Raw genomic sequence first — 24,381 nt, 5'->3', positions numbered from 1 at the left:
TACTTTGCCCGACGTCTCATGAAGTGCGGTTTTAAATCATTAGCCTTCTTATTCACTTCCCGGGATCACCACCCCCACTTCCTACCCCTGTTGCCAACATCGCCTTGCACGTAATAGGTTAAAACACAAGTGAATGTAATCGTTTGCAGCAATCGATTACATAAAGGTAGATAATGAGATAAAGCGAGGCGCTATGGCGACGGAAAAATTCCGACCGACTCTTAAAGATGTCGCTCGTCAAGCAGGTGTCTCCATCGCCACAGCATCACGAGCACTAGCGGATAATCCGGCGGTTGCTGCATCGACTCGTGAAAGAATCCAACAATTAGCCTCTGATCTGGGTTACCGGGCCAATGCTCAAGCTCGTGCGCTTCGCAGTTCTCGCAGCAACACCATTGGTGTGATTGTTCCCAGTTTGATTAACCATTACTTCGCCGCAATGGTTACTGAAATTCAAAGCACCGCCAGCAAAGCTGGACTTGCCACGATTATCACCAACAGCAATGAAGATGCGACCACTATGTCTGGGTCTTTGGAGTTTCTCACCTCGCATGGTGTCGATGGAATCATCTGCGTACCTAATGAGGAATGCGCGAATCAACTAGAGGACTTGCAGAAGCAAGGAATGCCAGTGGTGTTGGTTGACCGAGAGCTTCCAGGAGACTCCACCATCCCAACGGCGACCTCTAACCCCCAACCAGGAATCGCCGCAGCAGTAGAACTCCTGGCTCACAACAACGCGTTGCCGATTGGTTACCTCTCAGGTCCCATGGACACCTCAACAGGTAGAGAGCGATTAGAGGATTTCAAAGCAGCCTGCGCCAACTCCAAAATTGGCGAACAGCTCGTTTTTCTGGGTGGGTACGAACAAAGCGTTGGATTTGAAGGCGCTACGAAATTGCTCGATCAAGGAGCTAAAACTCTTTTTGCCGGCGATTCTATGATGACGATCGGTGTCATTGAAGCCTGCCATAAGGCTGGTTTGGTTATCGGCAAGGATGTCAGCGTGATTGGTTTTGATACACATCCGCTTTTTGCCCTGCAACCTCATCCGTTGACAGTGATTGATCAAAATGTAGAACAACTAGCCCAACGAGCAGTGTCTATCCTCACCGAATTAATTGCAGGCACGGTACCTAGCGTGACGAAAACTACGATCCCCACTGCCCTTATTCATCGTGAATCAATCATCAACTCCACTTTAAGGAAGAAGGATGGACTCCCCAATGAGTAACTCAACCGGTACCGACATTGTCGTTGTCGGATCCATCAATGCCGATCTCACCGCAAAAGTTCAACGCCACCCTGAACCTGGAGAAACCCTCCTGGGTAGCGGCGGCACAGTGAGTGCTGGTGGCAAAGGCGCCAACCAAGCTGTGGCGGCAGCGCAATTAGGTGCCAAAGTCACCATGATCGGTGCGGTCGGAACCGATCAAATGGCTGGCGAGGCGCTGACACATTTGCGTCAATCAGGAGCAGATATGTCCGCGATTGCCACTGTGGACGGTCCCACTGGTCTTGCCATCATCACTGTGTCTGACGATGGGGAAAACACCATCATCGTTATCCCTGGCGCTAACGCTTCTGTCACCGCGGAATTTGTTGATAAACACTCCCAACTCATTGAGAACGCCGGCATTGTGTTGCTTCAGGGTGAGATCCCTGCCGATGGTTTCGAGCGTGCCGTTGATCTTTCACAAGGACGTGTGGTGATCAATCTGGCTCCAGTTGTGCCCGTGGGACATGATCAGCTGCGTCGTGCCGATCCATTGCTGGTCAACGAACACGAAGGCGCTCTGGTGCTGGACATGCTTGGAACTCCAGCGACCACGTCTGATCCCCAAAGTTTGGTCACTGAATTGCTGGAGCAGGGTTTTACTTCCGTGGTGATGACACTTGGTGCCGAAGGTGCTCTGGTTGGCACGCCGGGCCAACTCACGGCAATTCCTACCCCAAAGATCCAGGCAGTCGACACAACCGGAAGTGGAGACGCGTTTGCGGGGGCACTCGTCGCAAAGCTCTCTGAAGGCGCTGGCCTTATTGAGGCGGCAACTTTTGCTGCGCGCGTTGGCGCTTATGCCGCCACGAGGCCGGGCGCTCAAGCCTCCTACCCCACCCTGACCACTGACCTCCCCTCAACCACTCACTGAAAAGAGAACACTGATGTCACTTCCTGTTCAGCCGAGTAAAACCTCGGCCGCCACAGTCATACCATTGATGATCGCCCTGCTGGTCGCGGTATTCGCCTTCCAGCTCAACGCCTCCATGCTGGCGCCGGCACTGGCCACCATGGAAACTGAACTTAATGCAACAGCTGCCCAAATCGGCATGACGCAGACTGCTTTCTTCACCGCGGCGGCGCTGTTTTCCCTGTTCCTGCCACGTTGGGGCGATCTGATTGGTCGCCGCAAAGTGCTGGTCGGCATGATGATTGTCACCGGTATTGGATGTGTTGTCGCTGCCTTTGCTCCGAATGTGACCATCCTCTTCCTGGGCCGCCTGATTCAAGGTGTTGCTGGCCCAACCGTGCCACTGTGTCTGATCATTCTGCGCCAGCAGGTAACCAATGAAAAGCAATATGCGCTACTTCTCGGAATTGTTACCTCTGTCAACGGTGGTATCGGCGGCGTGGACGCGCTTGCTGGTGGCTGGTTGGCTGAAACACTTGGTTTCCGTTCCATCTTCTGGGTCATGGCTGCTTTCTGCGCTGTCGCTGCCCTCGCACTGCCTTTCAGCGTGAAGGAATCCACCGCTGAAGAAACCCCGAAGATGGACTGGCTTGGTGTGCTGCCACTGGCGGTGTCCATTGGATCTTTGCTCATGGCTTTCAACGAGGCCGGCAAACTCGGTGCCGCGAACTGGATTCTGGTGGTTGTGCTGTTCATCATCGGTATCGCCGGAGTCATCTTCTTCTACAACATTGAAAAGCGCGTTAAGCACCCGCTGGTCAGTGTTGAATACCTCGGTCAACGACGCACCTGGGCATTGCTGCTGAGCACCCTTCTCACAATGACCGGTGTATTCGCCGTAATGAATGGTCTGCTGCCCAACCTTGCGCAGGATGCTGCCAACGGTGCCGGCATGTCAGCGAGCGTGGTGTCCTGGTGGACACTTACCCCATATGCGCTGGCTGGCTTGGTATTCGGTCCAATCGCCGGAATTCTCGCCGGAAAATTTGGATACAAGATCGTCCTGCAAATTGGTATCGCTGCCACCATCATCGGCGTTGCCGGAGCCACCTTCTTAGTCGGAAGCACCTCGCATCTCGCGTACCTCGGCATCTCCATCTTCGTGGGTATTACCTATGCAGGTATTGCCAACATCATGCTCAACGGCCTGGGCATCGTGCTCTCCCCTGCTAACAACCAAGGCTATCTGCCTGGCATGAACGCAGGTGCCTTCAACCTAGGTGCAGGTATTTCCTTCGCCATCCTCTTCGCAGTTTCCACGGCATTCAGTGACAACGGCGGAGGATACGCCGCAGGCATGTGGGCTGGCGTGATCATCTTGGTCCTAGCCTTCCTCTGCTCCCTGCTGATCCCACGCCCAGAATCAATCACCGATACAGTGGCAGCCAAAGTCCAGGCTGAAGAAGCCGCTCAAGCCGCCAGCTAAATCCACAAACTGAACTAAGGAGTTTTACCCTATGACCACCAAGATCATCCTCGACTGCGATCCAGGACACGACGACGCTGTAGCCATGCTGCTCGCAGCCGGCAGCCCAGAAATTGAACTGCTTGGAATCACCACGGTCGGCGGCAACCAGACCTTGGACAAGGTCACCCACAATACGCAGGTCGTAGCCACCATCGCTGATATCAATGCGCCCATCTACCGCGGTGTCACCCGACCATTGGTGCGCCCCGTTGAGGTAGCCGAAGATATCCACGGCGATACCGGCATGGAAATCCACAAGTACGAACTGCCTGAACCAACCAAGCAGGTAGAAGACACCCACGCGGTGGATTTCATCATCGATACCATCATGAATAACGAGCCCGGCAGCGTAGCGCTGGTTCCCACCGGACCACTGACCAACATCGCGCTGGCAGTCCGGAAAGAACCACGCATCGCCGAGCGAGTCAAGGAAGTTGTCCTCATGGGCGGGGGCTACCACGTAGGAAACTGGACCGCCGTAGCTGAATTCAACATCAAGATCGACCCCGAAGCAGCCCACATCGTATTCAACGAAAAGTGGCCACTGACTATGGTCGGCCTCGACCTTACCCACCAGGCGCTCGCAACACCTGAGATCGAAGCCAAGTTCAACGAGCTGGGCACCGACGTCGCCGACTTCGTCGTCGCGCTTTTCGACGCTTTCCGCAAGAATTACCAGGACGCACAGGGTTTTGATAACCCACCAGTACACGACCCTTGTGCTGTTGCATACCTTGTTGACCCAACCGTATTCACCACCCGCAAAGCACCACTCGATGTGGAGCTGTACGGCGCACTCACCACAGGCATGACCGTTGCTGATTTCCGCGCACCGGCTCCAGCAGATTGCACCACCCAAGTAGCTGTTGACCTGGACTTTGATAAATTCTGGAACATGGTGATCGATGCAGTAAAGCGCATCGGATAGACCTGTTCACAAGGTTGTTAGAGGGCGTATCCGCACCTGATTGGTGAGGGTACGCCCTCCTTTTGTGGATATCGCTGCTAGTGGACGTCGAAAAGCAAAAATCTTTTGCGCTCGCACCCGGGCCAAGTCGGATATGGTCGAGGTCATTCCTGCTAGCTGGCACAAATTGAAATGAGGCAATCGATGCGTACTCTCCTGAGCAAGGCTTCCGCTCTGCACGTTGTCACGGTGATTGGCGCGCTGGCGCTCATTGTCATCATTTTGTGGATCGATATCTCCACAGGATTCTGGCAAGAAATCGTGATTCTGTCCGGACTTGCCGCTGGTTTAGTCACTTTTTGCTCACGACGGTATTTATTGGTCGATTTCACCAGCGCAGCGTTGAAAAACGTTGGGCGCCAGTCACCCACATGGCCTTGACTTCACTTTTGCACCAGCTTGCAGATAAAAAACACAGTGACCTCAGCCGGGAAGACATCGTACCGCGGGCCTTTACTGTCCCGACCTCTACTGACGCCCACGCTATTCATCAAGACTTGGAAAAACTCCGAAACTCCGTACTCAAAGAGCAAAATCACCTAACCACTGTGTTGGGAACTTGGTCAGAATTCCTCACCTCCAACAGCGATAACTCCGACATTTTGCGTTCCTCCGCTGAACTTGGGCTCCAATTGGAGCAGGTCCGCGATAAAGCACTCGAAGTGGAACAGCGTATCAAAGCCTCTGCTCAGGTGGATCTTACGGACCTGGCTCATGAGATTGAGATCTGCAATCAACACCACGCAACCCTCATCAGTGCGATTCAGGTAAGACTGCAATCGCATACTGCTGAGCTTCGGGCTGGGTGATTTCTTAAGACTGACCTAGTTCAGTTCTTCACGGCATTGCTCAATAGTTTTCCCACTGTCTAGGCAATTCTGAAAATCAATCTGTCCTTGTACCCACGGAGAGTTGCCAGGCTTGAGATAGTTCGGAACATTCGGATCCCCAATTCGGGCGATATAACCGTTAGGGTAAACACACTGATTTTCATCGCACACTGCACCACTCGTATCTGAAGGGATTTGAGGTGCATTTGGATCCGGCATTGTGGCGCCACTGGGGTAAGTGCATACAACTCCGTCACATACTGGGGTATTCGCTGCGACTTCACCGGCAAGTACCTCATCATGCACGTCCTGACAGTGCTGAGACCAACCTCCGACCGTTCCATCCGACCAAGAAGTAACGATGGGGCCAAGGCCGACCTGACAGTCAACCGGAGTTATCTCTAGCAGCGTTTCCGTGTCATTTTCCGGTGCTATAACTTCAGTTGTTGTGATGGCCGACGATGTCTCTATTGCACCCCCAAGGCTGATAATGGCCAAGTCATTGGAAGTGCTATCCGAAAGAGAAAAACCAAAGTGAGTGATTTCTATGTCATCTGGAATAGTAAAAGACCACGTCATTTCAATTTCTGTACCCACTTCTAAAAGCACACCACACTCCGGATTACCAGAAATCTGATCAAGATTGTCGATAGGGCTAAATTTCTTTTCTTGGTCACCTTGTTGATCATCTAGTTCGTCCTCGAGGAGCCATGTCTGTAATACGTGACCACATGAAAGATCCCAAGGATCAGAGCTCGAATTCTTCACGGTAGTGTCCACCGAAACAAACTTTTCTCCGGACGCAGCATTCCGCTGTTCTCTCGGCTCAGATCCACGCGCACTGCCTTCTGAGTACAACATGAGCTGATCGGACTGTGTGACGCTGTTTACCGTGAGCACGACCCCTGGGATCTCTACTGCTTCTCCAACATCTAGAGCTCGTTTACTTGGAGGTGCGCTACTTGAAGTAACAACGTCACTTTCAGCAGCTTCATCAGCGGTAGTGGCATTCCCTCCACACCCTGAAAGAACGAAAAGAAAAATAAGACTTAAGAGAGAAACTAACCCACGAGTATGCACCGCGTAATCCTTCAAAATTCACAATCTATACTTCCTCTGATAAGGAGTTTTCCTATATCAGATTTGCTGACTATCTCAGAAGTACCAGATCAGAGCGCGGTTAACCCTACTTTCAAGTATTAATCTTCTGGTATGTAATCCGGTTCCCCTTGTGAGTAAACGGGTCAAGTTACCTTTTCAAGCCACGGATCTCCCAGCTTCAAGATAAAACTATCCTGAGGAATCCCCCAGCCCCTTACTTCCGCGATTGGTTGAAACTGAGGAAATGGGTACTGCCCTCGCTCATCACTCGTTCATCACCAGCACTCAAACGAAAAAGCCCTCGGAACTGATGTAATTGCATTGTTCCGAGGGCTTTCTTGGTAGATCGACTTTGACGATGTTTTAGTGCTAATTCACGCGACTAAGAATCTCAGCAATCAGCTTGCTTGCTTCAGCATGAAGGTCCTCTAGCGTGCCGTTATTGTCCACAACGATGTCAGCGGCTTTAAGTCTGACGTCGTCGGGCACTTGAGAAGCGATTCGACGCCGCACGTCGTCCTCTGTGAGGCCACGTTTTTCCACAAGTCTGCGGACGCGTTCCTCTACGTCAACATCAACTACGACGACAAGGTCCATCTTGCGGTCAAGGCCTTTTTCTACAAGCAAAGGCATGTCATAAACCGCAACTTTGGCGCCTTGATCTTCGGCTTCGTTGAATCGACGAGCTGACTCTTCGGCGATACGAGGGTGGGTAATGGCATTGAGCAGCGCTGTTTGTTCTTCGCTGACAAATGCTTTGGCTGCTAATCCCGCGCGGTCTAGAGTGCCGTCGGGTTTTAAGATGTCTTGGCCAAAAGCTTCAGCTAGCTCTGCTAATGCCGGTTGTCCGGGTTCGACGATATCGCGGGCAACTTGGTCCGCGTCGACGATGAGAAATCCTTCAGATGACAAAAGATCGGCAACGGTAGATTTACCGCTGCCGATCCCTCCTGTTAGTCCAATGCGCAACATGGATCCCAGGTTACTCGTTCTTGCCGTTGACCTTGATCACAGTCGTGGAAGAATTTGCCTGATCTGCAGGAATACCTTCAATTTCACCGAATTTCGCGGCGTTAGACACCACAACTGGGGTGATCAAAGGTAGATCCTTGGATCGAATGAAGTCAGCGTCAAAAGTGATCAGTGGATCCCCCGCCTTGACTTGCTGCCTGCGCTCAACGTGAACGGTGAAGCCTTCGCCGCCCAATTGCACGGTGTCCAATCCAACGTGGACAAGGATTTCAACTCCGCTATCTAAGCGCAATGCCACTGCGTGTCCAGATTTCTGGACAAGGATGACAGTAGCGTCTGCTGGAGCAACAACGGTGTTTCCAGTTGGTTGGATTGCAATGCCTGGTCCAAGCTTGCCTGCTGCAAAGATTGGGTCAGGTACTTCAGAAAGTGGAATTGCCTTGCCTTCGAGTGGGGAAACAATGTCCACTACTTCCCCAGCGGCCAGCTTCGGCTTAGCTGCCACGGCGGTTGCAGCGCCAGCAGCGGCTCCTGCACCTGCACCGGCTCCCGCACCTGCAGCAGCTACTGGAGCTGCAGGAGTTGCATTAGCTTCTGCCTTCAGATCTTCTTCTGCCTGCTTGTCAGCAGCAACCTTTGCACGTGCCTCATCGCGCTCTTCGTTGGAACGGTAGTCCAGTGCGAGAACAAGGAACATGGAAACGAAGAATGCAACTGCGATACCAATGGTGTAGCCCAACCATGGGTCCATTGCTGGGATGGTAAGCAAGGAGGTGAACACGAAAGCGTACGCCTTGATGTCGAAGATGCCCATCACGATACCGCCTGCCAAACAACCCGGCAGGAGGCGGAAGTAGGTCTTCTTGAATCGGAGCAGAACACCGTAGAGGGAAGGCTCGGAAATGCCGCCGAGCAAACCAGCCAACATGCCACCCAGGGAAACCTGACGCATGGCCTTGTTTCGTTCCTTAATGGAGAGCAAGAACACGCCGGTGACCAGGCCGAAGCAGGCGAAGTTCCAGGCACCCATTGGTCCCTGAATGAAGTCGTAACCCAGGGTGTTGATGTTCTGGATCATGATGGCGTTTAGTGGCCAGTGCAATCCAAGTGGAACCAAGAATGGGTAGAGCAATGGGATAACGATGGAAAGAATAAATGGGCTGAAGTTGTTAATCGCTTCAAGCAGGTTGGAAATTCCGTTACCAACACCGATGCCGAAAGGTCCAAGCAGGAATGCGGTCGCTGGGATCATAATCAGCAGGGAGAAGAATGGGACGAACACCATTTGGACTGCTTCAGGGATGATCTTCTTCAGTCCCTTTTCCACCCAGTACAGACCAATTGCTGCAATCAGCGGTGGGAATACCTGTCCGGAGTAGTCATTCAGAACCATTGGCAGGCCAAAGACTGTGACGGTATCGCCGGCAGAACCCAGTGCCAAGAATTCTGGAGTAAGAAGTGCGGCTGGAATAGCTGCACCAATCCACTCGTTTGCGCCGAGCTTTCGAGCTGCGGTGGCACCAACCATAATTGGCAGGAAGTAGAAGACCGAGCGCCACATGGAGTGCAGGAATACATAAGTATCAGGCTGCTCATCCATTGGAGCGCGGAAGTCTTGCAAACCGAAAGTATCCGCAAGAACCAACAAGGTAATAATCAGTGAGGCACCAAGCAGGGCCCACAGGATTGGTCGGAAAGTATCAGACAAGAACTCGAAGGCGTAGTCAATCCACGAGTACTTGCCACGGACTCCGCCGTATTCCTTCTTGGATGAACTCTCTGTAGCTTCACCGTCGGCGAAGTGCTTCATTCCATCAAGTTTGAGGATTTCTTGGTAATAGTTTGCAACAGATCCACCCATCACCACCTGCATACCGGTGGATCCTTGGGGTACTACGCCAAGAACTGATGGGTCGGAGTCAATTTCTTGTTGATCAACAATGGATTGATCCTTCACTTGGAAGCGAAGGCGAGTCGCACAGTGAGTCATCGAAGTAATATTGTCTGGTCCACCAAGGTTTTCCAGAATATGTTGCGATGTCGTCGTCAGTTTGGACGCCATGTCAAACCTTTCTAAACGTAGGGTCTGTCTCCCGCGGGCAAGAGACTTTCTTGTCCACTTAAGAGGATCGCCGTTACGAATTGGGCCGAAAAAGAATCGGATTCGATTCCTCAGCGCCTACCACTTAATGTGTTGTGACATTCTCAGGTTGTGAAAACGATTGCACAATTTGGCAAAAATTTTTACCTAGTTTCCCAGGCTCCCCCGCAATAGATTTGTGGTGGATCACACTTTTTTCCAATTAAGCGGTAAGTCACCCATCATGATAAGCCGGAAACCCACCCAAAACAAGCTGAATACAGACAAACCAAAAAGGTAATACTTTTGAATATGTCCGACCTGCATTTTTTGAAAATGAAAACGGACACACTGTCAGATTATGCCCGCACCACCCCTCCACCGCATCACGTCCCCGAATGATTCCAGGTATCCCCATCCCCCAGTTTCACGCTTAGACGGCGTTGTAGGCCCATGTATTTTCGCCGAAGCGCCCGCCAAAAGCTTAACCACACCGTACGAAAACCAAGCCTCACAACAAAACACCCCGCACTTCCCAAACCGTGAAGGTTAAAAAGTGCGGGGTGTTTATGCGGAGCAAACTCTTTGGGAGGGTTCACTGTCAACGTCAGTGAGCCCTCTTAAGAGGTGCAGGAACTATTAGTTACCTGCGAGCTTCTCGCGAAGAGCAGCGAGCTGCTCATCGGAAGCGAGGGAGCCAGCGGACTCTTCAACTGCTTCTGCTGCAGGTGCATCTTCTGCAGAATCAGTGGAGTAGTTGCCGGCCGGAGCCTCGGCAGCTGCCTCTTCAGCCTGCTGACGACGACGCTCGATCTGAGCGGTGTGAGCGGTGAAGCGACGCTCGGACTCGGCGTAGCGAGCTTCCCAAGCCTGACGCTGCTCATCGAAGCCTTCGAGCCATTCGTTGGTCTCGGCGTCGAAGCCCTCAGGGAAGATGTAGTTACCCTGCTCGTCGTAGGAGTCAGCCATTCCGTACTTGGATGGGTCGAACTCTTCGGTGTAGTCCTCGTCAGCCTGCTTGAGGGACAGGGAGATACGACGACGCTCGAGATCGATGTCGATGACCTTGACCATGACCTCTTCGCCAACTGCGACAACCTGGTCCGGAACCTCGACGTGGCGCTGAGCCAGCTCGGAGATGTGGACGAGGCCTTCGATGCCCTCTTCGACGCGAACGAACGCACCGAATGGAACCAGCTTGGTGACCTTGCCTGGAACGATCTGGCCCACAGCGTGAGTGCGAGCGAAGACGCGCCATGGGTCTTCCTGGGTAGCCTTCAGGGACAGGGAGACGCGCTCGCGGTCGAGATCGACCTCGAGAACCTCAACGGTGACTTCGTCGCCGACGGTGACAACCTCAGATGGGTGGTCGATGTGCTTCCAGGACAGCTCGGAAACGTGAACCAGTCCGTCGACACCGCCGAGATCGACGAATGCGCCGAAGTTGACGATGGAAGAGACGACGCCCTTGCGGACCTGGCCCTTCTGGAGCTGGTGCAGGAACTCGGAGCGGACCTCAGACTGGGTCTGCTCGAGGAATGCGCGACGGGACAGAACGACGTTGTTGCGGTTCTTGTCCAGCTCGATGATCTTAGCTTCGAGCTCCTGGCCGATGTACGGATCCAGGTCGCGGACGCGACGCATCTCAACGAGGGATGCAGGCAGGAAGCCACGGAGACCGATGTCGATGATGAGGCCACCCTTGACGACCTCGATGACGGTACCGGTAACTGGCTCGTCCTTTTCCTTGAGCTCCTCGATGGCGCCCCAAGCACGCTCGTACTGAGCACGCTTCTTGGAAAGGATCAGACGACCTTCTTTGTCTTCCTTGGTGAGGACAAGTGCGTCAATTTGGTCGCCGACTTCGACGACCTCGTCTGGATCGACATCGTGCTTGATGGACAGCTCGCGGGATGGGATGACACCCTCGGTCTTGTATCCGATGTCGAGAAGTACCTCGTCACGATCGACCTTTACCACGGTGCCTTCAACGATATCGCCATCGTTGAAGTACTTGATGGTTGCGTCGATTGCTGCAAGGAAGTCCTCAGCAGAGCCAATGTCGTTGATGGCTACCTGAGGTGCATTGTTGGTGGGCATATGTAAATTGCTCCGAAATGGATAGGAAATTAGATAATGGACAGGATGCAGTATCTTTCAAATGCCCTGTATAGACGGGGTTTTGATCTCACGTTCAGGCTCAATGTGCTTTCCTACATGAACACACCGATACATGACGCAACGACACGCCTAATAAACAGTACGCCGTTTGCGCAGCTAGAGCAAATAGAATGGCAAAAATGGGCACATACGATACTGATGGGACCAATGGGAAAACCTCAAGCCACCAATTGAGCCAGTTCTCTCAAGCAAACCGATACTGGTGGGATGTGGACGCGGCCGACTATCACGAACGCCACCCTTCTTATTTAGGCACGGATTCCGCTCACGGCGAGTTCTACTGGTGCCCCGAGATGCTGCATGAAAAAGATGTACGTCTTCTTGGCACTCCCGCAGCACTCTCCGGCAAGAAAATTTTAGAGATCGGTTGCGGCTCGGCACCGTGTGCTCGGTGGCTGGCCAATGATGTTCCGAATGCCTTTGTCACCGCTTTCGACATTTCTTCACAAATGCTCAAATACGCAGGTCACGACCATAACGTACACCTCGTACAGGCCGATGCAATGTCACTCCCCTACGCCGACAGTTCCTTTGACGTGGTCTTTTCCGTTTTCGGCGCCATCCCCTTTGTGGAGGATTCCGCCGCACTCATGAAGGAAATCGCGCGCGTCCTCAAACCCGGCGGACGCCTCATTTTCTCCATCACCCACCCGATGCGCTGGATTTTCCTCGACGATCCCGGCCCCGCAGGCCTCACCGCGATCACCAGCTACTTCGACCAGCGCGGCTACGTCGAAGAAGACGAGGAAACCGGTGCTTTAAGCTATGCGGAACAGCACCGCACCATGGGCGCGCGGATCAATGAGCTTATCGACGCCTCCCTCCACTTAGATCACCTCATCGAACCAGAATGGCCAGATGAGTTGGAAGAAAACTGGGGCCAATGGTCACCACTTCGAGGAAAGCTCTTCCCCGGGACAGCAATCTTCCTCGCCACGTACCGCCCCTAAAAAACCAACGGCGCTCATTTTTAAGCTGCTGTTGGTCTCGAATGCACGTTTTTGGTGCTCAAAACTGTCGAATCAGACCAAGCGCTCCCCTAATTTCCGAGCTTTTGGTCTCTGGATGGACCGACCAAACCAGGTGACCAATGAAGTCGAAATTGAGAGGTCGCTGGCCATATGGTCTGGTTTCGACGACTAGTAACCATCCCATATGGCCGACAGCTCCCCTTTACCCCTCTCATTGGCCACATGTTCTGGTCAGGTCTAAATCCCGCCGGAATAGGCATAAAATACATAGGCCTACATTCGCCTCTAAGGGCCTTTAGGCTTCTGGGATTTCTCGGTAGTAGTTTTCCATGGTGATGTTCTCTGGTTCTGGGCCACCGCGCAGATCGGTGTTGAGGGCATCGATTTGCTGTAGTTGCTCATCGGAGAGTTCGAAATCAAAGATCTCAAAGTTTTCCACAATGCGTGATGGGGTCACAGACTTTGGAATTGCGTGACGTCTACGCTGTAGGTGCCAGCGCAGCATTACTTGAGCTGGTGTTTTGCCAACTTCTGCGGCGATTCCAGCGATGACCTCATTTTCTAGAGTGCTTGGAAGCTGTCCGTCGCGGTAGAAGGTGATGCCACCGATTGGTGACCACGCCTGAGTCAAAATGCCAAGCTGCTCATTGCGGGCAAGCACGTCACGCTGCTGGAAGTAGGGGTGGCATTCGATTTGGTTCAGAGCTGGGACAATGGAGGTTTCCAAAAGGAGTTTGTCCAGGTGCTCTGGCATGAAATTACTGACTCCGATTGCCCGCACCGCGCCGTCGAAAAGCAGCTTCTCTAGCGCCTTGTAGGCGGCGATGGTGCGATCAAAGCTGCTTGGCACTGCCTGGTGCAAGATCAAAATGTCCAGTGTATCGACACCAAGCTTGCCTGTGGCCTTGTCGAATGCGTGGAGAGTTTCCTCGAAGCCGTAGTCGGTCACCCAGATTTTGGTTTCGATGGTGATCTCGTCGCGGCCAATGCCGGATGCTGCGATTGCTTCACCGACTTCACGTTCATTGCCGTATGCGGCGGCGGTGTCGATGTGGCGATAGCCGGCTTCAAGAGCAGCGTTAACGGAGTTTCGGGTTTCATCGGGTGGGGTTTGGAATACACCAAATCCAATGTCGGGAATGGCGAGTCCGTTGTTCAGTGTGAAAGTCATAATTAAATAGTGTCACCAAGTTCTGTGCTGAGGGAGGGGCTGTCATTACCTGTCCAATTGGCCAGAAGTTGAAGGTTCATTGCAGATGTCGAACCTTCCGCAGCGGAGTACACCACGAGGGCAATATCGGGATCTGCTGGAAGATCAAGCGTTTCAAAATCCAGCTCCATCTCCCCCACCAACGGGTGCACGATCTTCTTGGAACCTGTTCGATGCATGCGGACATTATGGTCGGCCCACATTTGCGCGAAGACTTCTGACTTGGTCACCAGCTCACCGATCAAATTGCTAAACAACGTGTCGTTGGGCCGCTGTGCTGCAACGGTGCGCAAGCTGGCTACCAAATCTGCCGAAGTTCTCTCCCACTCAGGGAAAAATTCGCGCGCTGCTGGATCGAGGAATGTAAAGCGTGCAACATTGATTGACCCCGGTTCCCCACTAATTCCATCGGAGACCGTGCTTTCATACAACGGTGCATATAGCGCACGACCAAAAGTGTTGGCTGCCAGAAGGTCACGGCTTTCAGAACGAATATATGCTGGAATATCGTGCATCGAATTGAGAATTCGCAGCACCTCAGGGCGCAGCACAGACTTCGGTGCAGGGGTACGCTTACGCCGTGACGCCGGTGAATTACTGAGCTTGGCCAGATCAAACAGATGCTGCGTCTCCGCATCATCCAGCTGTAAGGCAGTAGCTAACGCGCTTAACACCTGTTCTGACACACCACTCAAGTTGCCTCGTTCAAGACGTGTGTAATAGTCCACGCTCACGCCAGCCAACATGGCCACTTCTTCACGTCGAAGCCCCGGAACTCGCCTTTTGCCTTGGTAAATAGGCAATCCGGCGTCTTTTGGAGTGAGACGATTGCGGCGCGCAGTGAGGAATTCTCGAGTATCTGCGTGTACATCCATATCTTCAACATAGGCGTTGGGGCTGACTTTTAAACAGGTACCAGTAGTACCGGCATAAGCGATCACTGTTGCGTTTTCTTGCTGCCATCAAAAATTAGTCACATGATTTTAAGCATCGTCCTTTTGGGCTACTTCATGATTCTGCTTGACACCTCCATCGTCATTACGGGTCTACCTGCCATCGGCAGTGAACTTGGCATCGATCCCGTGCACCTGTCATGGGTGCAGAGTTCCTACACATTAGTCTTCGGCGCACTTCTTCTGCTGGGAGCTCGTGCCGGTGATATCTTCGGCCGAAAGAAAGTGCTCTACATTGGTCTCGCGTTGTTTGCGGCTTCATCGTTGGCAATTGCGCTTTCTCCAAATGCTGCGGTCCTCATTGGAGCACGCGTAGTTCAAGGCGCGGGAGCTGCGATTATCGCTCCAGCGACACTTGCGTTGATTACTGAGTTCTTCCCCGAAGGCCCAGCTCGCCTTCGTGCTACCTCTGCTTATGGTGCTGTTGCCGGCATCGGTGTGGCAGCAGGCCTAGTGATCGGCGGCGTATTTGCTGATCTTTTGTCGTGGCGCATCGGCTTCTTTATCAACGTCCCCATCGCCGCAGTGTTGGCCTACATAGTGCACAAAGCCATTCCCGCAACCTTCAGCAGGCCTGGATCACTCGACATCTTCGGAGCAATTACCTCCACGGCAGGTATCGCCGCGGTGCTCTACGCAATTGTCCGCAGCGCCGATTACAGCTGGACAGATCCGTTTGTGTTGATTTCCCTCGTGCTGGGCATCGCAGTGTTCATCTGGTTCCTGCGCCATGAATCCTCAGCCAAAGAACCACTTCTGCCCCTGGGGCTCTTTAAAAACCGCAGGCGAAACACCATCTTGGCCAGCCGCTTTCTTCTGGTTGGCTCCGTGATGTCATTCTTCTTCTTTGCCACCCAGCTGTTCCAGGACACCATGGGAATGAATGCTCTCCAGGCAGGCCTTGCGTTCATGCCGCTATCTCTGCTGCAGTTTGCCAGCGCCGCGATGGTGCCACGGCTTTCCCGAGCAGGCGTATCTGATTCCATGCTCACCGTCATCGGTTTCGCCATCATGGTCATCGGCATGGCAGGCCTCGCATTTGTACCAAACACGATGATCGCGCTGATCCTACCAATAGTTTTGGTGGGATTTGGCCAAGGCTTCGCTTTCGGACCAATGACAGCTCTGGCAGTTCAAGGTGCACCGAAGGACCAATCCGGCGCCGTTTCTGGCCTGGTGAATTCCCTTCACCAAATCGGCGGCACCTTCGGTTTGGGTGTGTTCTCCTCCTTGGCTGTCGCTGTCATCGGACATGATGCAACATCAGAGATGATCAGCGACCGCGCACACTTCGGATTCTTGCTCTCCACCGTGACGCTGACGCTGGCCACCATCTTTGCGGTCACACTGCTGAAGCGCCACGAAACCCGAAAGAGTAGCGAGCGCCCAACCCAGCTCGTCGACGAAAAGGCAGTTACCTCTTAGTGCGCTGCAGCATCCCAGTTAACGCCATCACCAGCTGAAACTTCCAAAGGAACGGACAGCTTGATGGCGTTATCCATTTCGCGTTCCAGAATCTCACGGACTTGTTCCAACTCACCGGCCGCTACTTCCACGACCAATTCATCATGCACCTGAAGCAGCACGCGAGATTTCACGGCAGCTTCCTTGAGTGAACGGTCCACCCGGATCATGGCCACCTTGATGATGTCTGCGGCAGTTCCCTGAATCGGGGCGTTCAGTGCGGCACGTTCAGCGTTTTCACGAGCGACACGGTTATCCGAGGTCAGTTCCGGCAGGTAGCGACGACGCCCAAACAGCGTTTCCGTGTAGCCAGCTTTTCGAGCCTCCTCCACGATCTCCCGGAGGTAGCGCTGTACTCCGCCGAAGCGCTCGAAGTAGGACTCCATGATCTGCTTCGCTTCGCCAGCAGGAATGCTCAGCTGCTGAGACAAACCAAACGCGGACAAGCCGTACACCAGACCGTAAGACATGGCCTTGACCTGGCGACGCAGCTCAGGGGTCACGCCATCGATGGGCACATTAAACACCTTGGAACCCACGTAATTGTGCAGGTCTTCGCCTTCGCGGTACGCCTCAATCAAGCCTGGGTCCTGGGAAAGGTGAGCCATCACGCGCATTTCAATCTGCGAATAGTCGGCAGTCAGCAAGGTTTCATACCCCTCGCCTACGACGAATCCCGAACGAATCTTTCGGCCAGCCTCAGTGCGCACAGGAATGTTTTGCAGGTTGGGATCAGTGGATGACAAACGTCCCGTAGACGCCACCGTCTGGTTGAAGGTGGTGTGAATACGGCCATCAGGAGCCACCTCACGGATGAGACCTTCCAGAGTGGTCTTCATCTTTTGGTACTGACGGTGTGCCAACAGGTGATCTAGGAATGGGTGCGGATTCTTGATCGCTAGGGCTTCAATTTCCGCGGCAGCCGTAGAGTAGCCGGTCTTGGTTTTCTTGGTTTTCGGCATTCCGAACGTCTCAAAAAGCACCACTTGCAGCTGCTTCGGGCTCGAGAGATTCAGGGTTGGATCCTCAGCGAGCTCGCGAGCTGCTTCCTCTTCCTGAGCAACCTGACCAATGAAAGTCTTCAACTGCTCTTCCAAAGTGGCAACATCAACAGCGATACCGATGGCCTCCATGCGCGCCAGAATTCCCGACAGCGGAATTTCCAGGTCATGGTAAAGCTCAAAAGCTTGAATCTCCTGAAGCTGTTTGGTCAATTCTTCAGACAGCTCAAGGATTGCAATGACATCATCAACAAGCGATTGGTCATCAGCTGCGTCGAGCAGCGTGAGCTGGCCGCCATTGTCGTTTGTAGACAACTGTCGTTGAAGATGCCGCTGGTAGACGTCGGCAAGCTCATAGGTGCGTTGGCCCGGACGCAGCAAGTATGCCGCGATCGCCGTGTCATGCACCACGCCGTGCAGCTCAAAACCGCGCCCAGCGAGCATATGATAGGCGGCCTTAGCGCCGTGCAGCATCTTTGGATCTTCCGACGCCAACCACGTGGCCAGCGCCTTTTCATCCTCCGCTGAAATATCAGCCACATCAACCAACACCGCATGGCGCTTGGTATCCGCAATCGCTAGCGCATACGTGTCGCCAGCAGCAGGTTTAGCCACTCCAGCCAGCGCTAAAGCAAGCGCCTGGCCAGCCCTAGCAGGCAGCCATTGCGCCAAAGATTGCGTATCGACGACAACCTGTTCCGCTTCCACTTCCTCCACGGGGGCAGCGGAACCCTCGGCCTTCACCACCGCCAGCACCCGCTCACGCAAATTGGTACCAAACTCCAGATCGTCAAACTTCGCCGCAACCTCCGCAACCTGCACAGGCTTCATCTCAAAATCGTCCGGACCAAGCGGCAGCTCCAGATCCTTCACCATCTCCGTGAGCTTGCGGTTCATCCGGACCTGCTCAATGCGCTCACGCAGGCTGGCGCCAACCTTGCCCTTGATCTCATCAGCGTGATCAAGCAAATTATCCAAAGTTTCATACTGGGCAATCCACTTGGTAGCAGTCTTCTCGCCCACGCCAGGAATATTAGGCAAGTTATCGGAAGGATCACCACGCAGCGCTGCAAACTCCGGATACTGCCTCGGTGTCAGTCCATACTTCTCCTCCACTGCTTCCGGCGTGAAACGGTGCAGCACAGACACGCCCTTCATCGGATACAACACCGTGGTGGTGTCATTGACCAACTGGAAGGAATCACGGTCACCCGTAACAATCAGCGTCTTAAAGCCTAAAGGTTTCGCCGCCACAGACAACGTGGCGATCACATCATCAGCCTCAAAATCGATTTTCTCAATAGTCGTAATTCCCAAAGTGGACAACACCTCCTTGAGGATTTCCACCTGGCCCTTAAACTCAGGTGGCGTTGCTTCACGCTGCGCCTTATACGCCGGGAACATATCGGTACGGAACGTCTTACGCCCCACATCGAAAGCCACCGCCACATGAGTAGGCTGCTCATCCTTCAACAACGTGGACAGCATCGAGAGAAAGCCATAGACAGCATTGGTGGCCTGCCCGCCCGACGTGGAGAAATTCTCAGCCGGCAAAGCAAAGAATGCGCGGAAAGCCATCGAGTGGCCGTCGATAAGCATTAAGGTCTGGTCAGTCTTCTCAGTCACGCCTCCCGAGTGTAGGCGAGTGGAAAAATTAGCGACACATTCACCCAAACCAGACCCCTAATTTCCATTCCTAATCATTGATGGTCTAATATTGCTTTCAGTCATTCAGACTGGCTCGGAAACAACCGGGTTAGTTCTGCAATTGATTGATGCCCTTGTAGCCCAATTGGCAGAGGCAACGGATTCAAAACCCGTCCAGTGTGAGTTCGAGTCTCACCAGGGGCACCACTACCAGCGGAAACGCTGACAATATAAGATCAAATAGGGCTTAGGTGTCCAAAAAGTGTCTAAATATTAATCGCATGATAATCAGCGATAATGGGCATTAAGCGCAATAATACCCCCGTAACATCTTCATGTTACGGGGGTATTATTATGATTTGCATCACATTTTAGAACGCCACCGCTACCCCGGTTTCGTAGCTCCATCACCGGACATGAGCCATTTTTTTACACCCGCAGCTGTGACTGAAATATGATTCTTGACCCCAATCCGCACCCCTCTTGTGGCTGAAAATTCTGGGGTAAAAAAGGGAATTTATTCACCTTTTTTCCGCCCACATGGGGGCAATTCTGAGAGCCTGAAAAAAACTCGCAATCGAATTTATATTCCACTGCGAGATAACCACCCGGCAGTACAAAAAAGCATAAAAAAATTACTAACTCGTTCACGTGTCTGAGCTATACGGACGGAATCAGTTCCGTACAATATAAGCAGTACACGGGCTTGACACTTAGCTTATTACTGTCATCGAGAATCACCGTATCAGAGGCATATATCTTACCTGGCAGGCGATTGTTCTCTTACTACTTGCGCTAGGTACAGGTGGTGCCTATCTGCTGGCCGGTGGTGATGTCACTCAAACTGCCCGACTGGTGTTGTGGGTGTTGACCGGAATCTTACTGGCTATGGTCTCTACCGCCCTACGAATCCGCTTCGGATCAGGGGTAGCTATCGCTGCAACCGTGCTGTGGACAGTTATCTCAATAACCTTGGGCGGAGATGTGCTAGCCGAGACCATGCTCTGGCTTGTAGCAGTACCATCCTGGCCAGAAACAGCGGATACTACTACCCGCTTCCTTATTGCGATGCTACTGCAGGCAGTTCTTATCACCGGCAGCACTATCTGGGCTATCCGAGAGATCCGGGATTCAGAGCGCCGTGGCTAAGTTCAGCACCTCCGACAACGCAAAGAAGCAGAACATGAACACCATAATTAACACCACTGACCAGTGAGACCGAAAACTGTGTACTCTCCCTGAGAGGCCACATCGCACGTGATCTTCGCTAGCTGGGCTGCATACGCAGAACGCTCGAATCGATCCTCAGAGATCTTCGTAATAGGTAAGTCTTGACCAGGTACTGAATCTCCATCAGTTTTTACCGTGTTGTTTAATGACGCATCTGAAAACGGGGTAAACAGTCCGTCCATTTTTAGCACTGTACCGTGCTAAATCCTGGCACATGCAGCAATAGCTGTGAAACCCTCAACTCACAATGAGCTCACTGTCTATCTTCTCTCCGCCTGCTGGGATAATTACACCAGCACCCTTTCCAACCTTTATCTAAAAGGGCGCACCATAAGTGAACCAGAGCTTAAGCATATCCACTTAATACCTGAATACGTACATACTGCTAGCATAAAAACATTCTTATTTGTTCTCGACCACACTGAAGATCGACATAAAAGAATCACTAGGCTATCTTCCGGTTCACCTGAAGTTAGTAACACACCGGTCACAGAAGTTCCGGCTCGTGTAATCTCCGCTTATCTAGCTCAAAGGAATACTTATGAAGTTCTTCGGGTTTTATCGTCCTATTGCTTTAATTGCTGGCATTACCGTTTCAGCATCTATTCTCACATCCGTAGCTACTGCAGCTGAATCTCCAACTAGCTTTCAAGCGATTACACCTGCATTCTCTTCATCATCGGCTCCAGAAGCAGACGCAGAAGCAAACACCAGTGAAGCTACCGCAGACCTGCTTTACGTGGCAGAAAACCAACTACTTATTAAGCTTTCTAACGCCGTCGTCGAAGATGTTAACGGCGAAATCTTAATGAAAGATAATAAGGGCACTCTTCTGGAGAATTTGACAGCTGAACTTCAAGCCCAACCAGGCTTCTCAATCGAGAAAGTCGATTCCCATACTGCTTTGTTGACCATGAATCCAGATGAGGTGCCAGATTTACAGGACTGGCGATGCGGAGTCGGCGCTTTGTCAGGCGGGGTAGCAGGTGTGGTGGCAACTGGTCTAGCTCTCGCCGCTTTGGGAGTTGCCACAGGTGGCACGGGGTTTGCTGTGCTTGCAGCAGGGGGACTTGCTGGATATGGCACTGGCGCTGTCGCCAACTGCTAAGGAGAAATAATGGGAATTGTAATCATGCTGGCAGTAGCGGTGGTTCTCTTTTTTGGGGTCCAGTTACTAGCGCGGGGCAACAAGCAGACTCTTAATGTGAAAGCGTACACAGCTCTTGCAGTGACAACGATCATTGTGCTCTCGGTTGTGATTTTCTCTGGAGCTTTACAGTCTGATTCCATAGGAATTACCGGCTCTCTCATCGCATTAGTAATACTTACGATCTTGATGCAGCCAGTTTTCGTTCAGCTTCAAAGAAAAATTGAGGCTCAGCGTGAAAAGACGAAAGACGAACTCTCCCCGCCTCAAAACGGTTAAATCCCCTAGCGAGATCCATTCCTTAGCTGCCATGACCTCTGACATTTTCCTCTAGAGGTCATGGCGGTTTTCATCCCATAATGTAGTCGAATTGAGCACGTTGTATGTGTAGTCGCTTTTTCTCTTTTGTCGGAGCTCTGTTGATAGGGCTGATGCCGTTCACCATTCCGGTACATGCGCAAGAGATAACGAAAGAGCAGGATAGTGGTGGAAAATGGCCGAATACTATTTCTGAATACCGCGAATTGCAGCAGAACCCGGAGGCATATCCTCCTTTTAATCTTTCAAATATTAATCTGGAAGCCACTAGCACTCATCCTGTAGTGGACAATAGAATCGCCGCGCTGTGGCAGTTCGATCCTGAGGCCGAAGATACCAAAAAGGTTGTTCGTTCTTGTACTGCTAATCACATCGAGGGAAAATTTTGGATAACCGCACGGCACTGCGTTACCTCCGAGAAAGACTTCCTTGGATACCTGGAGCAATCCGATGGTGAAGTCGCAGGTGTTGAAAATACCTACACAATTTCAGAGCACCATGATTTAGCTTTAATCAAGGTGGGGAGAGGTATTTCTGCTCAAACTTTTGATCTCCCCGAAGAAAAGATCGCTATAGGAAAAGTTCTGACGCTCATTGGGTACGGCGGTAGCAACGATTTTTCTTCAATTGCGAGAGTTGAGTCAGTAGCGCACTTAGATAAATTCAATGTAGGTTTCAGTACCTATTATTTGGATGTACTGGAAACTGTTTCTTTAACTGATTCTAGAAGCTGTAACGGTGATTCCGGAGGAGCAGTCTTTGCAGGGAATACGATTCATGCAGTACATACAGCCGGAGCGATCAATTTTGACTGCTCACCGGGGGAAGGTAAAAAAATGTGGCATTCTGCTATTTCGCCCCACACTGCATGGATACATCAAATTATGAGTTCGGAAAATAGTACTTCTGTAGAAGAAGAACAACGAGCGTTCGAGGGATTTCGATCTCGATACCGAATCGCTGAGGATCAACCTTCGGCAACTTTTTCGAGTTCTTTATCCCCTCTCAGTTCCTAATCCAATTGCCTCAGGAGCAATCCCTGAGGTTTATCATCAAGATTAGAGGGCTCTATCATGGTTGCTAACCATGGGCGATCTCGTTAATCCTTGGGTGCAGCCATACCCCGTCGCATTATGCCAGTGCAACAAGATCCTTGATATTTTGTGGGTGATAGTACACAGTAGCATCGGATAGCCACTTAGCCCTTCCTCTCCGGCGCTCTTCCAGTGGCACCAGTAGGTGCACACTTTGGTCAAAACTGGGAGGATGAGTAAATGAAATACTTTGCACTAAACCGAGACAACCTCATCGGACCTGCAGTAGAAATCCTTGCACCTCTTGGATGGGCGTCATACGGGCTGTGGCATCGGCGCGGCACTGAGCAGATTGTGGAGCTTGCTCGCCGTGGTACTGACAGCGCGGAGATCGATGCCCTTGTTACACAACAGTGGAACAATACCAGTGAATCCTTTCTTCACCATGTAGCCATTCCACTTCGGCGTTATGGCCGAGGTATTGATTACAGCTTTCAGCGACTTCAATTTCAACGAGGAAATCTCATCGACCAGGCAGTGAAGTGTCATGAGAATGGTAATTACGCAGCCGCTATCCTTCTGACTTTTCCCAAATCGATGGGCTTACCCGAGATATAACCGGAGCAACATTCTTCTCTAATTCGTCTAATGACCCATATCTGGACGATTCGACTCTCGCAGGTATAGCTTCGAATCTGCCGATTGTTCGCGACCTGTTCAAAGAGGCCATCAACGCCACCGGGTTTTACGGCAAGCTCTCAAGACACGGCGCGGCTCACGGACGTGACCTCTCTTTCGGTACGCAGACCAATTCGACGAAAACGCTCGTCCTTCTCGGCGCCCTCGTCGAATATCTTGAGGAACGCGCAGCACAAGTAGCCAAGCGACATCGCAGAAAGCATGAGCTCGAAGTCTCGAAACTAACCGGAACTAACGAAGAAGGACGCCTAAGAGACGATAGGCACCTTGACCAACTCTACTTTCTGGCTGCGGACCTCGACAGTTTCATCCATTCCCAAGTGATTTTTCCGACTTCACAACCGGACGCATGGCAGAAAAAGGCTTTCGAATTCATAGAACAACGGAACCTAAGTCGCAGCAATTTTACCCGGGGAGCAGCCGATTCGACTTCCTACTGGTGGTCCTATAGCACTCCCTCAGGGCATCATCTAGCTGCAGGTTCACGACGCTTGGGATCGGGACTACCTATTGACTGGCAGCAGTGGAGATGGGACAGCCCGGAACCCCCTTCAGCTGCACCGTGGGATGATGAACGCTGGATTCCATATGACGGTAATATCTCCACATCAAACTGGACGATTGAACCTTTCCCCTTCGACTGACTAACTCAGCAACGCCAGCTTCCATCTGACGCAACTATGGAATGCTACGAAAAATTCTTGAGCAGAAACCAGACGTGCCCCTGCCTCAGGCATAGCGCTCGGGGGATGGCTACGAGGGCAAGGATACGTAAATGAGCATACCTTCGACGCTGTTCGCGCGCATTTCCTACACTAAAATTGTAAACAAATTTATTCTTCAGCGCCCTGCATGACAAAAGGCACTGTGCGACTTCCTCAGTCGGTCCCCTAGGTCAGTAAAAACTCAATTTGTCCGG

Annotated in this window: 21 protein-coding genes and 1 tRNA gene; 14 read left to right on the top strand and 8 right to left on the bottom strand. The window is 52.2% G+C overall.

Features of this window, described 5'->3' with window-relative positions; all coding sequences use genetic code 11:
- Window positions 1-193 precede the first annotated feature (193 nt).
- The 6 genes from CGL_RS06825 to CGL_RS06800 all read left to right on the top strand — a co-directional run bounded on the left by CGL_RS06825 (window position 194) and on the right by CGL_RS06800 (window position 5,433).
- The gene (locus tag CGL_RS06825; RefSeq protein ID WP_011014311.1) at window positions 194-1,234 is read left to right on the top strand and encodes a LacI family DNA-binding transcriptional regulator; all 1,041 of its coding nucleotides are present in this window, start codon (window positions 194-196) and stop codon (window positions 1,232-1,234) included.
- Window positions 1,227-2,150 (top strand): ribokinase, encoded by a 924-nt coding sequence (locus CGL_RS06820; protein WP_011014310.1) that lies wholly within the window; start codon window positions 1,227-1,229, stop codon window positions 2,148-2,150. Before CGL_RS06825 ends, CGL_RS06820 begins: the two co-directional genes overlap by 8 nt.
- A 13-nt stretch (window positions 2,151-2,163) precedes the next feature.
- Entirely contained in the window at window positions 2,164-3,615 is a 1,452-nt protein-coding gene (locus tag CGL_RS06815; RefSeq protein ID WP_011014309.1) for an MFS transporter, read from the top strand.
- 31 nt (window positions 3,616-3,646) lie between these two features.
- The gene (locus CGL_RS06810; protein ID WP_011014308.1) at window positions 3,647-4,585 is read left to right on the top strand and encodes a nucleoside hydrolase; all 939 of its coding nucleotides are present in this window, start codon (window positions 3,647-3,649) and stop codon (window positions 4,583-4,585) included.
- 183 nt (window positions 4,586-4,768) lie between these two features.
- On the top strand, window positions 4,769-5,005 hold the full coding sequence (locus CGL_RS06805) for a hypothetical protein (protein WP_003861547.1): 237 nt from the start codon (window positions 4,769-4,771) through the stop codon (window positions 5,003-5,005).
- Window positions 4,996-5,433, top strand: a complete 438-nt coding sequence (locus CGL_RS06800; protein WP_011014307.1) for a hypothetical protein — start codon at window positions 4,996-4,998, stop codon at window positions 5,431-5,433. Before CGL_RS06805 ends, CGL_RS06800 begins: the two co-directional genes overlap by 10 nt.
- A gap of 15 nt (window positions 5,434-5,448) precedes the next feature.
- Here CGL_RS06800 and CGL_RS06795 read toward each other — a convergent pair whose 3' ends face one another.
- The 4 genes from CGL_RS06795 to rpsA all read right to left on the bottom strand — a co-directional run bounded on the left by CGL_RS06795 (window position 5,449) and on the right by rpsA (window position 11,707).
- Window positions 5,449-6,549, bottom strand: a complete 1,101-nt coding sequence (locus CGL_RS06795) for a hypothetical protein (protein WP_011014306.1) — start codon at window positions 6,547-6,549, stop codon at window positions 5,449-5,451.
- Window positions 6,550-6,924: 375 nt separating this feature from the next.
- Window positions 6,925-7,527 carry a dephospho-CoA kinase gene (gene coaE / locus CGL_RS06790; protein ID WP_011014305.1) on the bottom strand — a complete coding sequence of 201 codons (603 nt, stop codon included), beginning with the start codon at window positions 7,525-7,527 and terminating at the stop codon, window positions 6,925-6,927.
- Window positions 7,528-7,537: 10 nt separating this feature from the next.
- Window positions 7,538-9,589: a glucose PTS transporter subunit IIA gene (locus CGL_RS06785; RefSeq protein ID WP_011014304.1), complete on the bottom strand. Its 2,052-nt coding sequence runs from the start codon at window positions 9,587-9,589 to the stop codon at window positions 7,538-7,540.
- A 657-nt stretch (window positions 9,590-10,246) separates the two neighbouring features.
- A complete protein-coding gene (gene rpsA / locus CGL_RS06780; RefSeq protein WP_011014303.1) occupies window positions 10,247-11,707 on the bottom strand; it encodes a 30S ribosomal protein S1 in 1,461 nt (486 codons plus the stop codon).
- Between the two features lie 251 nt (window positions 11,708-11,958).
- Between rpsA and CGL_RS06770 the strand changes: the two genes are divergently transcribed.
- Entirely contained in the window at window positions 11,959-12,738 is a 780-nt protein-coding gene (locus CGL_RS06770; protein ID WP_011014302.1) for a class I SAM-dependent methyltransferase, read from the top strand.
- Window positions 12,739-13,054: 316 nt separating this feature from the next.
- Here the strand turns inward: CGL_RS06770 and CGL_RS06765 are convergent, their stop codons facing one another.
- Both CGL_RS06765 and CGL_RS06760 read right to left on the bottom strand, forming a co-directional pair.
- Window positions 13,055-13,930: an aldo/keto reductase gene (locus CGL_RS06765; RefSeq protein ID WP_011014301.1), complete on the bottom strand. Its 876-nt coding sequence runs from the start codon at window positions 13,928-13,930 to the stop codon at window positions 13,055-13,057.
- A 2-nt stretch (window positions 13,931-13,932) separates the two neighbouring features.
- Window positions 13,933-14,910 (bottom strand): helix-turn-helix transcriptional regulator, encoded by a 978-nt coding sequence (locus CGL_RS06760; RefSeq protein ID WP_011014300.1) that lies wholly within the window; start codon window positions 14,908-14,910, stop codon window positions 13,933-13,935.
- 36 nt (window positions 14,911-14,946) lie between these two features.
- On the opposite strand from CGL_RS06760, the gene CGL_RS06755 reads away from it, so the two are divergent.
- Window positions 14,947-16,347 (top strand): MFS transporter, encoded by a 1,401-nt coding sequence (locus CGL_RS06755; RefSeq protein WP_011014299.1) that lies wholly within the window; start codon window positions 14,947-14,949, stop codon window positions 16,345-16,347.
- Here CGL_RS06755 and polA read toward each other — a convergent pair.
- The gene (gene polA, locus CGL_RS06750; protein ID WP_011014298.1) at window positions 16,344-18,986 is read right to left on the bottom strand and encodes a DNA polymerase I; all 2,643 of its coding nucleotides are present in this window, start codon (window positions 18,984-18,986) and stop codon (window positions 16,344-16,346) included. The genes CGL_RS06755 and polA overlap by 4 nt on opposite strands.
- Before the next feature lie 178 nt (window positions 18,987-19,164).
- Between polA and CGL_RS06745 the strand changes: the two genes are divergently transcribed.
- Both CGL_RS06745 and CGL_RS06740 read left to right on the top strand, forming a co-directional pair.
- A tRNA-Leu gene (locus CGL_RS06745) sits at window positions 19,165-19,241 on the top strand.
- A 681-nt stretch (window positions 19,242-19,922) separates the two neighbouring features.
- The gene (locus CGL_RS06740) at window positions 19,923-20,183 is read left to right on the top strand and encodes a hypothetical protein (protein ID WP_003858781.1); all 261 of its coding nucleotides are present in this window, start codon (window positions 19,923-19,925) and stop codon (window positions 20,181-20,183) included.
- Window positions 20,184-20,230: 47 nt separating this feature from the next.
- Here the strand turns inward: CGL_RS06740 and CGL_RS06735 are convergent, their stop codons facing one another.
- A complete protein-coding gene (locus tag CGL_RS06735; protein WP_208396117.1) occupies window positions 20,231-20,446 on the bottom strand; it encodes a hypothetical protein in 216 nt (71 codons plus the stop codon).
- A gap of 359 nt (window positions 20,447-20,805) precedes the next feature.
- Between CGL_RS06735 and CGL_RS06730 the strand changes: the two genes are divergently transcribed.
- From CGL_RS06730 to CGL_RS06715, 4 genes are all read left to right on the top strand, one after another.
- A complete protein-coding gene (locus CGL_RS06730; RefSeq protein WP_003858785.1) occupies window positions 20,806-21,372 on the top strand; it encodes a hypothetical protein in 567 nt (188 codons plus the stop codon).
- Between the two features lie 9 nt (window positions 21,373-21,381).
- Complete coding sequence (locus CGL_RS06725) at window positions 21,382-21,690, top strand: hypothetical protein (protein ID WP_003858787.1); 309 nt, start codon at window positions 21,382-21,384, stop codon at window positions 21,688-21,690.
- A 152-nt stretch (window positions 21,691-21,842) separates the two neighbouring features.
- Entirely contained in the window at window positions 21,843-22,745 is a 903-nt protein-coding gene (locus CGL_RS06720) for a trypsin-like serine protease (protein WP_227747764.1), read from the top strand.
- Window positions 22,746-23,003: 258 nt separating this feature from the next.
- Window positions 23,004-23,381 carry a hypothetical protein gene (locus CGL_RS06715; protein ID WP_003861526.1) on the top strand — a complete coding sequence of 126 codons (378 nt, stop codon included), beginning with the start codon at window positions 23,004-23,006 and terminating at the stop codon, window positions 23,379-23,381.
- Window positions 23,382-24,381 lie beyond the last annotated feature (1,000 nt).

Origin of the sequence: Corynebacterium glutamicum ATCC 13032 (genome assembly GCF_000011325.1) — a bacterium.
In the GTDB taxonomy this organism is placed as follows: Bacteria; Actinomycetota; Actinomycetes; order Mycobacteriales; family Mycobacteriaceae; genus Corynebacterium; species Corynebacterium glutamicum.
The sequence above is the reverse complement of the archived record's forward strand: the minus strand, read 5'-3'. Positions and strand labels throughout refer to the sequence as shown.